16 protein-coding genes and 2 pseudogenes are annotated in these 12423 nt (G+C 62.0%); 11 read left to right on the top strand and 7 right to left on the bottom strand.

Annotated elements, in window-relative coordinates; genetic code table 11:
* Positions 1-4: 4 nt before the first annotated feature.
* The 4 genes from PRJ_RS16020 to PRJ_RS16035 are packed head-to-tail and all read left to right on the top strand — an operon-like array spanning position 5 to position 3783.
* Positions 5-1252 carry an NAD(P)/FAD-dependent oxidoreductase gene (locus tag PRJ_RS16020; RefSeq protein WP_104961934.1) on the top strand — a complete coding sequence of 416 codons (1248 nt, stop codon included), beginning with the start codon at positions 5-7 and terminating at the stop codon, positions 1250-1252.
* Positions 1249-2058 carry a DUF1365 domain-containing protein gene (locus tag PRJ_RS16025; protein ID WP_104961935.1) on the top strand — a complete coding sequence of 270 codons (810 nt, stop codon included), beginning with the start codon at positions 1249-1251 and terminating at the stop codon, positions 2056-2058. The genes PRJ_RS16020 and PRJ_RS16025 overlap by 4 nt, the downstream gene beginning before the upstream one ends.
* Entirely contained in the window at positions 2033-3295 is a 1263-nt protein-coding gene (locus PRJ_RS16030) for a cyclopropane-fatty-acyl-phospholipid synthase family protein (protein WP_104961936.1), read from the top strand. Before PRJ_RS16025 ends, PRJ_RS16030 begins: the two co-directional genes overlap by 26 nt.
* Positions 3295-3783: a DUF2878 domain-containing protein gene (locus PRJ_RS16035; protein WP_104961937.1), complete on the top strand. Its 489-nt coding sequence runs from the start codon at positions 3295-3297 to the stop codon at positions 3781-3783. The genes PRJ_RS16030 and PRJ_RS16035 overlap by 1 nt, the downstream gene beginning before the upstream one ends.
* On the opposite strand, the gene PRJ_RS16040 is transcribed toward PRJ_RS16035, so the two are convergent.
* From PRJ_RS16040 to PRJ_RS16060, 5 genes are read right to left on the bottom strand one after another with little or no spacing between them, the layout of a single operon-like run.
* Positions 3721-3903 carry a DUF2256 domain-containing protein gene (locus PRJ_RS16040; RefSeq protein WP_080574912.1) on the bottom strand — a complete coding sequence of 61 codons (183 nt, stop codon included), beginning with the start codon at positions 3901-3903 and terminating at the stop codon, positions 3721-3723. The two genes, PRJ_RS16035 and PRJ_RS16040, sit on opposite strands and share 63 nt — an antisense overlap.
* Positions 3900-5426, bottom strand: a complete 1527-nt coding sequence (locus PRJ_RS16045; RefSeq protein WP_104961938.1) for a cryptochrome/photolyase family protein — start codon at positions 5424-5426, stop codon at positions 3900-3902. Before PRJ_RS16045 ends, PRJ_RS16040 begins: the two co-directional genes overlap by 4 nt.
* An 8-nt stretch (positions 5427-5434) precedes the next feature.
* On the bottom strand, positions 5435-5740 hold the full coding sequence (locus PRJ_RS16050; protein WP_003254009.1) for a DUF6482 family protein: 306 nt from the start codon (positions 5738-5740) through the stop codon (positions 5435-5437).
* A complete protein-coding gene (locus tag PRJ_RS16055) occupies positions 5737-6273 on the bottom strand; it encodes a DUF3833 domain-containing protein (protein ID WP_003254010.1) in 537 nt (178 codons plus the stop codon). Before PRJ_RS16055 ends, PRJ_RS16050 begins: the two co-directional genes overlap by 4 nt.
* 2 nt (positions 6274-6275) lie before the next feature.
* On the bottom strand, positions 6276-6812 hold the full coding sequence (locus PRJ_RS16060) for a chalcone isomerase family protein (protein ID WP_104961939.1): 537 nt from the start codon (positions 6810-6812) through the stop codon (positions 6276-6278).
* Between the two features lie 159 nt (positions 6813-6971).
* Here PRJ_RS16060 and PRJ_RS16065 point away from each other — a divergent pair, with 159 nt between their 5' ends.
* The 4 genes and pseudogenes from PRJ_RS16065 to PRJ_RS30430 form a co-directional block, all read left to right on the top strand.
* On the top strand, positions 6972-7463 hold the full coding sequence (locus tag PRJ_RS16065; protein WP_104961940.1) for a DUF1543 domain-containing protein: 492 nt from the start codon (positions 6972-6974) through the stop codon (positions 7461-7463).
* Positions 7464-7541: 78 nt separating this feature from the next.
* Positions 7542-8312 (top strand): SDR family NAD(P)-dependent oxidoreductase, encoded by a 771-nt coding sequence (locus tag PRJ_RS16070; protein ID WP_104961941.1) that lies wholly within the window; start codon positions 7542-7544, stop codon positions 8310-8312.
* A gap of 95 nt (positions 8313-8407) precedes the next feature.
* A complete protein-coding gene (locus PRJ_RS16075) occupies positions 8408-9100 on the top strand; it encodes a DUF421 domain-containing protein (protein WP_104961942.1) in 693 nt (230 codons plus the stop codon).
* A 93-nt stretch (positions 9101-9193) separates the two neighbouring features.
* Positions 9194-9318, top strand: a pseudogene (locus PRJ_RS30430) (protease); the annotation flags it as partial.
* A 71-nt stretch (positions 9319-9389) separates the two neighbouring features.
* On the opposite strand, the gene PRJ_RS16085 reads toward PRJ_RS30430, so the two are convergent.
* Positions 9390-9914, bottom strand: a complete 525-nt coding sequence (locus tag PRJ_RS16085) for a hypothetical protein (RefSeq protein WP_010953640.1) — start codon at positions 9912-9914, stop codon at positions 9390-9392.
* Between the two features lie 194 nt (positions 9915-10108).
* On the opposite strand from PRJ_RS16085, the gene PRJ_RS16090 reads away from it, so the two are divergent.
* The 3 genes and pseudogenes from PRJ_RS16090 to PRJ_RS16100 all read left to right on the top strand — a co-directional run.
* Entirely contained in the window at positions 10109-10966 is an 858-nt protein-coding gene (locus PRJ_RS16090) for a glucose 1-dehydrogenase (RefSeq protein WP_104961943.1), read from the top strand.
* A 169-nt stretch (positions 10967-11135) separates the two neighbouring features.
* On the top strand, positions 11136-11600 hold the full coding sequence (locus PRJ_RS16095) for a hemerythrin domain-containing protein (protein ID WP_010953638.1): 465 nt from the start codon (positions 11136-11138) through the stop codon (positions 11598-11600).
* Positions 11601-11675: 75 nt separating this feature from the next.
* Positions 11676-11900, top strand: a pseudogene (locus PRJ_RS16100) (hypothetical protein); the annotation flags it as partial.
* Positions 11901-12188: 288 nt separating this feature from the next.
* Here PRJ_RS16100 and PRJ_RS29860 read toward each other — a convergent pair.
* A complete protein-coding gene (locus PRJ_RS29860; RefSeq protein ID WP_017147688.1) occupies positions 12189-12362 on the bottom strand; it encodes a hypothetical protein in 174 nt (57 codons plus the stop codon).
* Positions 12363-12423: the final 61 nt, after the last annotated feature.

Here is a 12423-nt window from a genome sequence, read left to right on the forward strand (position 1 = left end):
ATCCATGCGTATAGCAATCATCGGCAGTGGCATCGCGGGGCTGACCTGCGCCCATTTGCTGTCACGCAAACACGAAGTCACGGTTTTCGAGGCCGAGCAATGGGTCGGGGGCCACACGCACACCCTTGATGTGGTCTGGAAAGGCCAGCGCCTTGCAATAGATACCGGTTTCATCGTCTTCAACGACTGGACGTACCCGAACTTCATCCGCTTGCTCGACCAGCTTCAGGTGCCATCGCAGCCGACCGAGATGAGCTTTTCCGTGCATGACCCGATGACGGGCCTGGAATATAACGGCCACGACCTGAACACCCTGTTCGCCCAACGCAGCAACCTGGTGTCCCCAGGGTTCTGGGGGATGATCCGGGACATTCTGCGTTTCAACCGTCAGGCACTGGCCGACCTGGACAACCAGCGTATCGATGCCAGCACCACGCTGGGCGACTACCTTCAAGCGAACCGCTATGGGCAACGCTTCATCGATCATTACATCGTACCGATGGGGTCGGCGATCTGGTCGATGTCTCGCGCAGACATGCTCCACTTCCCGCTTGAGTTCTTCGTGCGCTTCTGCCGCAACCACGGCTTGCTGTCGGTCAACCAACGTCCACAGTGGCGGGTGATCAAAGGCGGCTCGCGCAGCTATGTCGCACCGCTGTGCCGACCGTTTGCTGAGCGCATCCGCCTCAACTGCAAGGTTTACCGGGTCAGCCGCGACGAAGGTGGCGTGACCCTCGTGAGCGCGGCCGGCACCGAACGCTTCGACAATGTGGTGTTCGCTTGCCACAGCGATCAGGCCCTGGCGCTGCTGGAAAGCCCCAGCAACCAAGAGCGCGCCGTACTCAGCGCCATCGATTACGCCAGCAACGACGTGGTGCTGCACACCGATACCCGTCTGCTGCCACGCCACCAGCGCGCCTGGGCCAGCTGGAACTACCGCCTGGGCGGCCCCGAGCAGGCTCCCGCCGCGCTGACCTACAACATGAACATTCTGCAAGGTATCCAGGCACCGACAACCTTCTGCGTAAGCCTCAACCAGACCGCACTGATAGACCCGGCGCAGGTGATCGCCCGCTTCCAGTACGCCCATCCCCAGTACAGCGTTGCAGCGTCCGCCGCGCAAGCGTGCCAGGAGCAACTGCAAGGGCAACAGCACAGTTACTTCTGCGGCGCCTACTGGGGCAATGGCTTTCATGAAGACGGGGTGGTCAGCGCACTGAAGGTGGCCGCGCACTTCGGAGAGCAACTGTGAACAGCAGCCTCTGCGTGGGCTGGATCAGCCACCGTCGGCTGACGCCGCGGGTCCACGCGTTCCGCTACCGGATCGGCATGTTCTACCTGGACCTGGACGAACAATCCTGGCTGATGGGCCTGTCACGCTGGCTGGGACGCTGGCGCCTGGCGCCGTTGTGCTGGCGCGAGACCGACTACCTGCCCGCCCTGACCCGCCAAGGCGAATCGCTGGCCCAGGCTGCACGCTTGCTGGTCGGGCAGGCGACGGGGCACCTGCCCGAAGGCCGGGTACAGCTGCTCACGCAACTGCGGTGCTGGGGGCTGTCGTTCAACCCGGTGAGCTTCTATTTCTGCCATGACCGCGACGGGTGCCTGAGCGCGATCCTGATGGAAGTGCGCAACACGCCCTGGCGTGAACGCTTTCATTACGTGCTCCCGGTGCAAGGCAACCTTGCCAGGCCCTTCAGCGTCGGCAAGGCCTTCCATGTGTCGCCGTTCATGCCGTTGGACATGGACTATCGCCTGCGCTTTTTCCTGGACACGGACCATGTACGCATTCAGATGCAGAACTGGCAAGGCGGCACAAAGGTGTTCGAGGCCGACCTCGCCCTGCGCCGCAAGCCACTGGATGGAGCAGCGCTGCGTCGGTATGTCCTGAACTTCCCATGGATGAGCCTGCGCACCGTCTCGGCCATCTACTGGCAAGCGCTGCGCCTGTTACTCAAACGCACCCCCGTGCATGACCACACCACCTGCCAGGGTGACCTGGCACTCGGCCAACCTTGCGAGGACCTTGATGATGTCAAATCCCACCCTGAGCGTTAGCAAGTTCGCAGGCCTTGCGCCCCTGCTCGGCGGGCTGGCACGCAGCGCCGTGCTCGCCCAGTTGGGCAAGCTGCGTCACGGCCACCTGCGCCTGCTCAGCCACGGGCAGCAGTGGAGTTTCGGTGATGCCGACAGCCCGTTGCAGGCCGAGGTGGAGATCCTCGATGACGCCACCTGGAGCCTGATCGCCGGCAATGGCTCGATCGGAGCTGGCGAAGCCTACATTCACGGCTATTGGCGCAGCCCCGACCTGGCGCTGGTGACCCGCCTGTTCGTCGCCAACCTTGAAGTGCTCGACGCGCTCGAGGGCGGCCTGGCCCGCTTGGGCCGCCCTGCCCTGCGCCTGCTGCACCGGCTCAACCGCAACGACAAGCGCGGTGCCCGGCGCAACATTCTGGCCCACTACGACCTGGGCAATGCCCTGTTCGAGCGGCTGCTGGACCCCACCATGATGTATTCGGCTGCGCAATTCGAACACCCTGGGCAAACATTGGAGCAGGCCCAGCTGCACAAGCTGGAGCGCATCTGCCAGAAGCTCGAGCTGAGCCCTGACGATCACCTGCTGGAAATTGGCAGCGGCTGGGGCAGCCTCGCTATCCACGCAGCCACCCGCTATGGCTGCAGGGTCACCACCACAACGCTCTCCGAGGCCCAGTACAGCCATACCCTGGAGCGCGTCAAGGCCTTGGGGCTGGGGCAGCGCGTGCAAGTGCTGCGCGAAGACTACCGCGACCTGCAAGGCACGTTCGATAAACTGGTTTCGATCGAGATGATCGAAGCGGTCGGCCATCGCTACCTGCCGGTGTATTTCCGCCAATGTGCTTCGCTGCTCAAGCCTGAAGGCCTGATGCTATTGCAGGCGATCACCATCCGCGACCAGCGCTATGCCCAGGCGCAGCGCTCGGTCGACTTTATCCAGCGCTACATCTTCCCTGGTGGCGCCCTGCCTTCGCTGAGCGTGTTGCTCGACACCGCCAGCCGGCACACTGGCCTGAACCTTGTGCACATGGAAGATTTTGGCCTGGACTACGCCCACACCCTGCGACACTGGCGTGAAAACCTGCGTCAGGCACGCACTGCGCTGACGGACCTTGGCTACGACGACATGTTCCAGCGCCTGTGGGAGTTTTACCTCTGCTACTGCCAGGGCGGTTTCGAGGAACGCGCGATCGGTGTTGCGCACCTGCTCTGGGCAGCCCCCCAGGCACGCCGCGCGCCCTTGCCTGGCGGTGCCTGATGCCCAACCGCTGGCTGATCGGCAATGCCCTCTGGCTGCAAGCCGGCTGGTGGGTCTGCGTGCTGGGGGCCGAGCGGCCCTTGCTGTTGCTGCTGGTGATTCCGGGCGTGGCAGTGCACCTGCGCCTGTGCCCGGACATCAATGCCGAGCTCAAGGCGCTGTTGCGCGTCACCTTTGTCGGCTGCGTGCTCGACAGCGTGCTGGGAGCACTGGGGGTGTTCGGTTTCGACGCCTGGCCCCTGCCGCTGTGGCTAGCGCTGCTGTGGTTGGTGCTGGCCAGCGGGATGCGTCACAGCCTGGCATGGGCCGGCAGGCACTGGCGAATCGGCGCACTGCTGGGGGCGATTGGCGGTCCTCTGGCCTATGTAGGCGGCGCCAGGCTGGCAGGTGTCGCCTTGCCATTGGGCGCGCTGGAAACCGGCCTGCTACTGATGCCGATATGGGCTTTGGCCCTGCCCCTGCTGGCGCGCATCGCGGCGCGGCGCTGACCGGCGACATCGCTCGGAGCAGTAGCGCACCTGCTCCCAACAGCGTGCCCAGCGCTTGCGCCAGGTGAACGGCCGGCCACACACCACGCAAACCTTGCTGGGCAGAAGGCTCTTTTTCATAACGCCTGCCCCGCATCGAGCCGCGCCAGCAATGACTGGCCACGTTGCCACACCGCATCGCGACGGCCAGCGGGCATGCCATCAAGGCTGCGATAGACCAGGGCCAGGCGCGGGTTAGCCGAGAGCTGGGGGCGATGGCGAATAAGAAAATGCCAATACAAGGCATTGAACGGGCAGGCATCGTCTTCGGTCACCTGGTCGACCCTGTAACTGCAAGCCTTGCAATGGTCGGACATGCGCTGGATATAACGACCACTGGCGCAGTACGGCTTGGACCCCAGGTAGCCGCCGTCGGCGTGCATCACCATGCCAAGCGTGTTGGGCAGTTCGACCCACTCGAAGGCATCCATGTAGACCGCCAGGTACCACTCACAAATCTCGGTTGGCACGATACCGGCCAACAAGGCGAAGTTGCCGGTAACCATCAACCGCTGAATATGGTGAGCGTAGCCCAACCGCAGGGTCTGCCCGATGGCTTGCGCCATGCAGCGCATGCGGGTGCGCCCGGTCCAGTAGAATTCTGGCAGCGCCCGGTGGTTGTTCAGGTGATTGAGCCCGGCATACGCCGGCATGCGCTGCCAATAGATGCCACGCACATACTCACGCCAGCCGATCAGCTGGCGAATGAAACCTTCGGCTGCATTGAGCGGCACCCGCCCCTCACGCCAGGCTTTGTCGACGTCGTCGCACAGACGACGCACATCCAGAAGGCCGATGTTGAGCGCCGCACTGATGCGCGCATGAAACAGGTACGGCTCGCCTTCGGCCATCGCATCCTGGTAGTCACCGAAAGCCGCCAGGCCGAAATCCAGGAAATGCTGCCACAGCTGTTGTGCCTCGGCATGGGTCACGGGGTAGTCGAAACCGTCGACGCCCCCGTAGTGGTCGCTGAAGCGCTGACGCACCAAGGCCACCACCGCTGCCGTGATGTCGTCTTGCGCAAAATGCGCAGCGAATGGGCCACGCAGCTGCCGTGGCAATGGCTTGCGATTGTCGCCATCGAAATTCCAGGCCCCACCTGCCGGGCTGCCGTCGGGCTCCATGAGCAGGCCGGTTCGCTTGCGCATGCCACGGTAGAAGTGCTCCATACGCAGCTGGCGACGTTCTGTGGCCCAGCGCCCGAAGGCTTCACGGGAGCACAGAAAACGCGTGTCGCGAAACCACACAAGCGGCAGTGCGGCATCACGCAAGGCCTGCTCCAGGCGCCACTCACCGCACTCGGTCAAGTGAATGTGGGTGGCGCCCAAGGCTTGTTGCCATCGATGCAACTCACCCACGATGCTGCCGCTGTTACCCTCGGCGTCCAGCTCGACATAGTGCACCTGCCAACCCCGTTCACGCAGGGCCTGGGCAAAATGCCGCATGGCGCTGAAGATGAGAACGATCTTCAGCGGATGATGCGGTACGTATCGGGCCTCCCCCTCCACTTCCGCCATCAGGACCGCATCGCAAGCAGGGTCAAGGGACGCCAGACTTGCCAGGTCGAACGACAGTTGGTCACCCAGCACCAGGCCCAGGCGCATCGTCCGGGCTACCACTGGCTGGTGAGCGTTACCGGTACGCGCAGCGGCGCGATGGGGCCGTCACGTTGCCCGCACATCTCATCATGCACCACCTGCTGCACCAGCATGCACGGCACCGGCGGCAGGTCGGCCAGCAACTGCCGCAGTTCGGTCGTGGAGCGCACGCGCACGGGCTGCCCCTGGGCATCGCTCAATGTCACAGGGCCGGCGTCGGTCAGGGCGCGCAGGAGGTAGAAGCCCCCCTCCAGCGACAGCAGTTCAAGTTCCTTGGCTTCGCCGGTCGAAACCAGCTGGGTCAGCGCGATCAGGTTCATGGTGTGCCCTCTGGCAGGCGGCGGAAGAACAAGGTGATCTGGCCAATCTCAACGCCCAGTTTGCTCATGCTCGAGCGGTTGATCAGGGTGTCGTCATCCATGAGGTACATCCAGTCGTCCAGGTCTACCTGCCAGTGCCGCCCGTCGACCGGCAGATCCAGTTGGTAACGCCATCGCAGCGCGTTGCCCGCCACTTCGCCACGCGCCTCGCCGATCACGTCCCCCGCTGTTCCCCGCCAGCGCCCGGGGCCGTCCGGCACCAGCGTCCAGGTCCGCTGCTGGCGTGTGCCATCGCTATAGAGAAAATGCTCGTCGAGGATCAGCCGTTCACCTTCGCGGCGGCTGTCGATGCGCACATGGAAGCGCTTGACCACCTCACCGGAACGCTTCTGGAACATCCCCCACGCCTGAACCGGGCGCGAGAAGAACGCCGCCAGGTCCAGCTTCGGCTGCTCCTGGGCATAGTGCTCGATACCGACATTGCCACAACTGCCCAGAAGCAGGCAGGCAGCCAGCAACAGCGCTTTGTACATGTTCAGGCTCCTCGGTCATCGCCAGCCAGCCCAAGCAGCCGCTGACGCAATTGGGGGTCTCTGGCCCGCGGGTCAAGCCAGATGGCGAAGAAGGCCCGGGCGAACACCGGATCGGCGATCGCGTGGCTCAGTTTGCCGTCGACGTAAAAGCGGCAACCCTGCCCCGGCAGGTACAAGCCCGTGATGCGCATGCCAGGGCTCACGTCCACGAATGCCTGCTCAATCGCCCTGGTCCATGCCGCGCGCTGCTGTGCCGTCATGCTGCCGCCACCCAGGCGTTGCATTTCCTCGAGGCTGGCCTTGACCAGCGTGTCCCTGGACAATGAACGGTGATAGAGCAGCTCAAGGGCAAATGGCTGGTTCCAGTCCTGAACCGGGCCAACTGCCCATAACCGGGCGGTATACAGCCGCAGGCCAAACCAGGTGAAATCACCGGCGCCCAGCCGTTGCGCCGCAGGCAGCTCCGCTCGCCAGTCTGCCGCCGACGACATGGCGGCTAGCAGCAGGCACAGACAGGTCCAACGTGCAGGGTGCGCCATTCTGACCTCGAGCACTTCGGAAAATATTATACAATAGTAGACGCTTGTACACATATTCGCTGGGATATGTACAGATTTCAATGCCAAGCATGCACATTTCTGCAAGCCTCGCGCCCCGTTATCGAACACCCATGAAAGTCGAGATAGAAGGAATTGCTCATGCTGTACGTCGTCATGCTCGGTGGACGCCACCCACGGGCCAATATCGAGGTCCACGACGTGTTGTTCGCGCAGGCGGACTCACTTGAACAGGCCTACCCCCATCTGCGCCAAGCCTGGTTCGGGAGCCGAACGGGCCTGCACATCGACGCATGGATGGAAGTCGACGGTATTGACCGCTACCGCGTGGCGTTCAGTCAGGTAGCGCCTGGCCCACACGATCCCAGGTTGTTCTTCATCAACCTTGGCGGCTACGAGTCCGGGGTGTTTGGCGAGGCACACCGCTACCTGCTGGTGGTGGCGAAGGACAAGGCCGAGGCCAGGCAACTGGGCAAACAGCGCCTGCAGGCAGACTGGCTCAAGCCGCATACCGACGCGGTACTGGACGTCGACGATTGCCTGCCGATCGACTGGGTGAACGACCGTTACGTGCACTTGATCGAAGGGCCACATGACGGCTTACGGCAGTACAGCGACTATATCCTGCTGTGAGCTCACCCCTGCCAGCTGCACGAACGTTGGCAGGCATCACAGGACGAGGCGCCAGCGCCCAGCCAAGAGGACACTCCGATGAGCCTGATCAACGACCTTCAGACACCCGCCAACGTGCTGGTCTGCGGGGCCAGCCAAGGGATTGGCCTGGCATTGTGCACGCAGTTGCTGGCGCGCGATGACATCGGGCTGGTGTTCGCCGTTTCGCGACGAGCCACCACCAGCCCTGCGCTGGATACCTTGTTCACAGAGCACGGGCGACGGTTGGTTCGCCTCGACTGCGACGCCCGGTCCGAGCAGGCACTGCACACTCTGGCAGCACAGGTGGGCGCCTGCTGCGACCAGCTGAACCTGGTCTTCAGCACGCTTGGCGTCCTGCAAGAAGGCCCGGCACAGGCTGAAAAAGCGCTGACCCAGCTTGATATGGCGGGGTTGCTGAGCAGTTTCACAACCAACTGTTTCGCCCCTGTTCTGCTGCTCAAGCATTTGCTGCCGCTGCTGCGTCGGCACCCGATGGCCTTCGTCGCCTTGTCGGCGCGGGTCGGGTCGATCGGCGACAATCACCTGGGGGGCTGGTACAGCTACCGTGCCAGCAAAGCCGCGCTCAACCAGCTTCTGCGCACTGCAAGCATCGAGCTGAAGCGACTGAACCCCGCGTCAACGGTACTTGCATTGCATCCCGGCACCACCGACACCCAGCTTTCCCGACCCTTTCAGGGCAATGTGCCGCCGGGCAAACTGTTCTCGCCCGCGTTTGCCGCCACCTGCATCCTGGCACTTGTGAGCCGTCACGGCCCGGCGCAGAGCGGAACGTTCTGGGCGTGGGATGGCACGCCGATTCCCTGGTGACGCGCGCGGAGAGTTGCAGGCCAAGTCGATGAACCAGCCTTGAGCGAGAACGGTCAACCCTTTATCTGACAACGGCAGAAGGAAGGGTGGAACGAATGGTTTCGTTTGATCTGCAACGGATGCTGATAGGCGACTTCCCTTTTACCTTTCTGCTGGAAGTTGCTGTGCGTGTTTCAGCGGCCTTCCTGGCCGTGTTCTTCTTTCTGAAATTCAGTGGCCGGCGCGGGATCAGACAGCTGTCCCGGTTCGAGCTCGTGGTCATTCTCACCCTGGGCTCAGCTGCCGGCGATGTGACCTTTTACGAGGACGTACCGCTGCTTCCGGTGGCCTTGGTTTTCCTCACGCTGTTCATGCTTTACCGAGGAACGGTCTACCTTATGAGGCGAAACAGAACCTGCGAGGCCTGGATCGACGGGCTGCCGGTCACGGTAGTGAAAGATGGCATGTACGAAATCCATTCGCTGCGGCACATGAACATTTCACCGAATGAGCTGTTCATGGAGCTACGCCAGCAAGGTGTCGAGCACCTGGGTCAGGTTCGACTGGGCCTTCTGGAAACCGATGGCGATCTCAGTTTGTACTTCTACGATCAGCAAGACACACGCCCAGGCCTGTCAGTGCTGCCGGTCGAGCATCGCCCGGAGTACACATCGCCGCCCGGCGCCGGGTTGCATTGCTGCGTGAGCTGTGGTTTCCCGGCCTACCATGAGCCTCATGACACCCTGGCGTGTTCACGTTGCGGTCATACGGTGTGGTCGCCTGCATTGGAGACTGTACGCAACCGTTAGCCTGTTCTCCCTCTACCGCCAAGCATCGAGCAGGAACTCTGCTTGCTGTTTGCAGGCCCTTATGAGAGGCCTGTCAGTACGAGGAGCACAATGATGAGTGCACAATTGAACGGCAATCGCGTGCCTTTCTGGTCACCAATGGCTTTGAACAGGTGGAACTGACCGGCCCGCGTGATGCCTTGGAAAACAGCGGCGCGGTGGTCGATATCCTGAGCGAGGCACTGGCAGGCTGAGCCTGCTTCTTTTCAACGCGTGCTGGTCGCCCTTGGTGCCGACCGGCACGCGCTGATCACGCCAGCTGGATGAAAACCGAATAGCTGCCCAGCAACACCCAGAAGCACAGGAAAATCCAGGGCGTGCGCAAGGAAAAAAGCAGCGATTTGCGGTGCCCCGCCTGAGAGGTTTCGGCCTCGCAGAACAGCGGCGACTCGTCATAGGCCAGCCCCATCAGCGGCTCGCTGCGCAGCAAGTGGCTCTGCTTCATCTGCCAGTGCTCGATAATCCGGAAGGCCGCGCGGATGCCAGGCCAGGCATTCAGTGTACTGAGCACGCCGAGCAGTGCGAGAAAAGCCGGGACCATCAGGGTGAACATTTCGCCCCAGCTTTGGTTCAGGTTACCCATCGATGACACGTAGGCGATCACCAGGAACGACTGGGCCGCAAGATAAGCGTCGGTACGGTTGGCCAGGATGGTGGTCTCATACTGAATTTCGCGTCGATAGAAATCCAGCCGCTCCTTGGGCGTACCGAACATCCTCTCGTTCGTCTGATCGATCTCATGTTCCGGCGTGGAAGGCGTGATGATTCGAGGCACTGCAGACTCCTTGATGACGTGGGCCTCACCCATGGCAGCAAGCCCCGTCAGCGGTAGAGCTAGGCGGTAGGTAAAAATTCACTGGGAATGGGTGCATCAACCGCTCGTCGCTCAGCACGAAGATCCACTTCAACACTGGCCTGGCGCGCCTTTCGAACGGGAATGAGCGTTCCAACCCTGCAGGAGCTTCCAGCATGAGCGACTACCCTACCCCTCCATTCCCTTCCCAACCGCAAAGCGTTCCCGGTTCCCAGCGCAAGATGGATCCGTATCCGGACTGCGGTGAGCAGAGCTACACCGGCAACAATCGCCTCGCAGGCAAGATCGCCTTGATAACCGGTGCTGACAGCGGCATCGGGCGTGCGGTGGCGATTGCCTATGCCCGAGAAGGCGCTGACGTTGCCATTGCGTATCTGAATGAACACGACGATGCGCAGGAAACCGCGCGCTGGGTCAAAGCGGCTGGCCGCCAGTGCCTGCTGCTGCCCGGCGACCTGGCACAGAAACAGAACTGCCATGACATCGTCGACAAGACCGTGGCGCAGTTTGGTCGCATCGATATCCTGGTCAACAACGCCGCGTTCCAGATGGCCCATGAAAGCCTGGACGACATTGACGACGATGAATGGGTAAAGACCTTCGATACCAACATCACCGCCATTTTCCGCATTTGCCAGCGCGCTTTGCCCTCGATGGCAAAGGGCGGTTCGATCATCAACACCAGTTCGGTCAACTCTGACGACCCGTCACCCAGCCTGTTGGCCTATGCCGCGACCAAAGGGGCCATCGCCAATTTCACTGCAGGCCTTGCGCAACTGCTGGGCAAGCAGGGCATTCGCGTCAACAGCGTCGCACCCGGCCCGATCTGGACCCCGCTGATCCCGGCCACCATGCCTGATGAGGCGGTGAGAAACTTCGGTTCCGGTTACCCGATGGGACGGCCGGGTCAACCTGTGGAGGTGGCGCCAATCTATGTCTTGCTGGGGTCCGATGAAGCCAGCTACATCTCGGGTTCGCGTTACGCCGTGACGGGGGGCAAACCTATTCTGTGATCGTGCTGCCGGCGCCTGCTGACGCGGGCCTCGGCGCCTCTGGCAGAGCGGTAGCGAGCCTGGACCTTGCCGCGTGCCTTACCAGACGTCATCAGCATTGAACCCTGCCGCCCACTGCCACTCAACTTCATGCAAGCCATTTTTCATTCGCCCGCGACGAGGTGACACCATGAATGCTATCGACCTGCTGGTTCAAGACCATAAATTAGTCAAGAAGCTGCTGGAAGAGCTCTGTGCGACCACAGAGCGTGCCGTGAAGAAACGCGCCGAACTGCTGCAACGCATTGAGCAGGAACTGCAAATCCACACCGCTCTGGAGGAGGACATCCTCTACCCGGCGATCAAGCAAGCCGGTGGTAAAGAGGAAGCCAAGATGTATTACGAAGCCAAGGAAGAACACCGGACGGTCGACGCCCTGGTGCTGCCTGATCTGCTTCATACGCAGCCAGGCACGCTTGAGTTCGCCGGTCGGGTCAAGGTGATGAAGGAGCTGCTTGAGCATCACATCGAAGAAGAGGAGGAAGAACTCTTCCCCACCGCGAAAAAGCTCCTCGGCAAAGACCAACTGGACGAGCTGGGGCTCGCCATGCAAGCCCAGAAAAAACTGCTCAAGGGTGAGCAACGGGCCGCTTGAATCAAAGGCGCCAGGCCGGGTCGGGCACGACCGGCCCGGCCTGACGCCAGGGATTAATGTTTGGGACACGCTTCGATGGAGAGCTGGATCGAATTGCTGGAGTGGCCGGCCATGGTGGTCACAGTGGTGGCAGCATGGTGCATCGGTTCGCACCGCCCAGGACGGCGCATGGTCGGCTTCTGCTGTTTCATCGCCAGCAACATACTGTGGTCAGTCTGGGGGTGGCATGCCCAGGCCTGGGCTTTGATTGTGCTGCAGCTTGTGTTGTGCCTGATGAACCTGAGGGGGTGGCGCAAGAATAAACGCGCTTCAAGGAAAGCGCCTTCAGAGAAGGTTCAGGGTGGCGCTGATGCTACGCCTTATCACCTGCTGACGAGCACTTCCCGAGGTCAACCCGAGAACCCCTCCTGAGCATTATCCATGATGGAACCACCGAATACACGGGTGAACTGCCGCGGGCTCAGGTGCGCCACCTTGGCCAGCTCTTCGATGATGGGGTGCTCAAGACCACCCCGGCCTCCGCTTCGCGAATGCACAAGCCATGAACCACCACCTGAAAGGAACGTTTCCCGGCGGCGGCTGGCCTCCTCAAGGCTTTGCAGTGCGCCCTTTTTTCCACTGCGCCCTGGAGACACCTTCAGCGTAGCCGGTGACACCGATCGCTACCTGCTGAATGCGGCCGCCATGCTGAAGGAAAGCCTCGACCTGCTCGCAGATGCGCACATGGGCTTTTTGGGCCGCGCTGGGGTACGTCTGGGACATGTTGGCATCTCGGTTATGAGCCACTGAACGACAGTCACCCGAGCAAGCACTATACACCCTG

This window comes from Pseudomonas sp. XWY-1 (assembly GCF_002953115.1).
Classification (GTDB): Bacteria; Pseudomonadota; Gammaproteobacteria; order Pseudomonadales; family Pseudomonadaceae; genus Aquipseudomonas; species Aquipseudomonas alloputida.

Bases quoted from the DNA above. Each gene is read 5' to 3' on its own strand.
- PRJ_RS16020 (WP_104961934.1), top strand. From the start codon at position 5: ATGCGTATAGCAATCATCGGCAGTGGCATCGCGGGGCTGACCTGCGCC.
- PRJ_RS16030 (WP_104961936.1), top strand. From the start codon at position 2,033: ATGTCAAATCCCACCCTGAGCGTTAGCAAGTTCGCAGGCCTTGCGCCC.
- PRJ_RS16035 (WP_104961937.1), top strand. From the start codon at position 3,295: ATGCCCAACCGCTGGCTGATCGGCAATGCCCTCTGGCTGCAAGCCGGC.
- PRJ_RS16040 (WP_080574912.1), bottom strand. From the start codon at position 3,903: ATGAAAAAGAGCCTTCTGCCCAGCAAGGTTTGCGTGGTGTGTGGCCGG.
- PRJ_RS16045 (WP_104961938.1), bottom strand. From the start codon at position 5,426: ATGCGCCTGGGCCTGGTGCTGGGTGACCAACTGTCGTTCGACCTGGCA.
- PRJ_RS16050 (WP_003254009.1), bottom strand. From the start codon at position 5,740: ATGAACCTGATCGCGCTGACCCAGCTGGTTTCGACCGGCGAAGCCAAG.
- PRJ_RS16055 (WP_003254010.1), bottom strand. From the start codon at position 6,273: ATGTACAAAGCGCTGTTGCTGGCTGCCTGCCTGCTTCTGGGCAGTTGT.
- PRJ_RS16060 (WP_104961939.1), bottom strand. From the start codon at position 6,812: ATGGCGCACCCTGCACGTTGGACCTGTCTGTGCCTGCTGCTAGCCGCC.
- PRJ_RS16065 (WP_104961940.1), top strand. From the start codon at position 6,972: ATGCTGTACGTCGTCATGCTCGGTGGACGCCACCCACGGGCCAATATC.
- PRJ_RS16070 (WP_104961941.1), top strand. From the start codon at position 7,542: ATGAGCCTGATCAACGACCTTCAGACACCCGCCAACGTGCTGGTCTGC.
- PRJ_RS16075 (WP_104961942.1), top strand. From the start codon at position 8,408: ATGGTTTCGTTTGATCTGCAACGGATGCTGATAGGCGACTTCCCTTTT.
- PRJ_RS16090 (WP_104961943.1), top strand. From the start codon at position 10,109: ATGAGCGACTACCCTACCCCTCCATTCCCTTCCCAACCGCAAAGCGTT.
- PRJ_RS16095 (WP_010953638.1), top strand. From the start codon at position 11,136: ATGAATGCTATCGACCTGCTGGTTCAAGACCATAAATTAGTCAAGAAG.
- PRJ_RS29860 (WP_017147688.1), bottom strand. From the start codon at position 12,362: ATGTCCCAGACGTACCCCAGCGCGGCCCAAAAAGCCCATGTGCGCATC.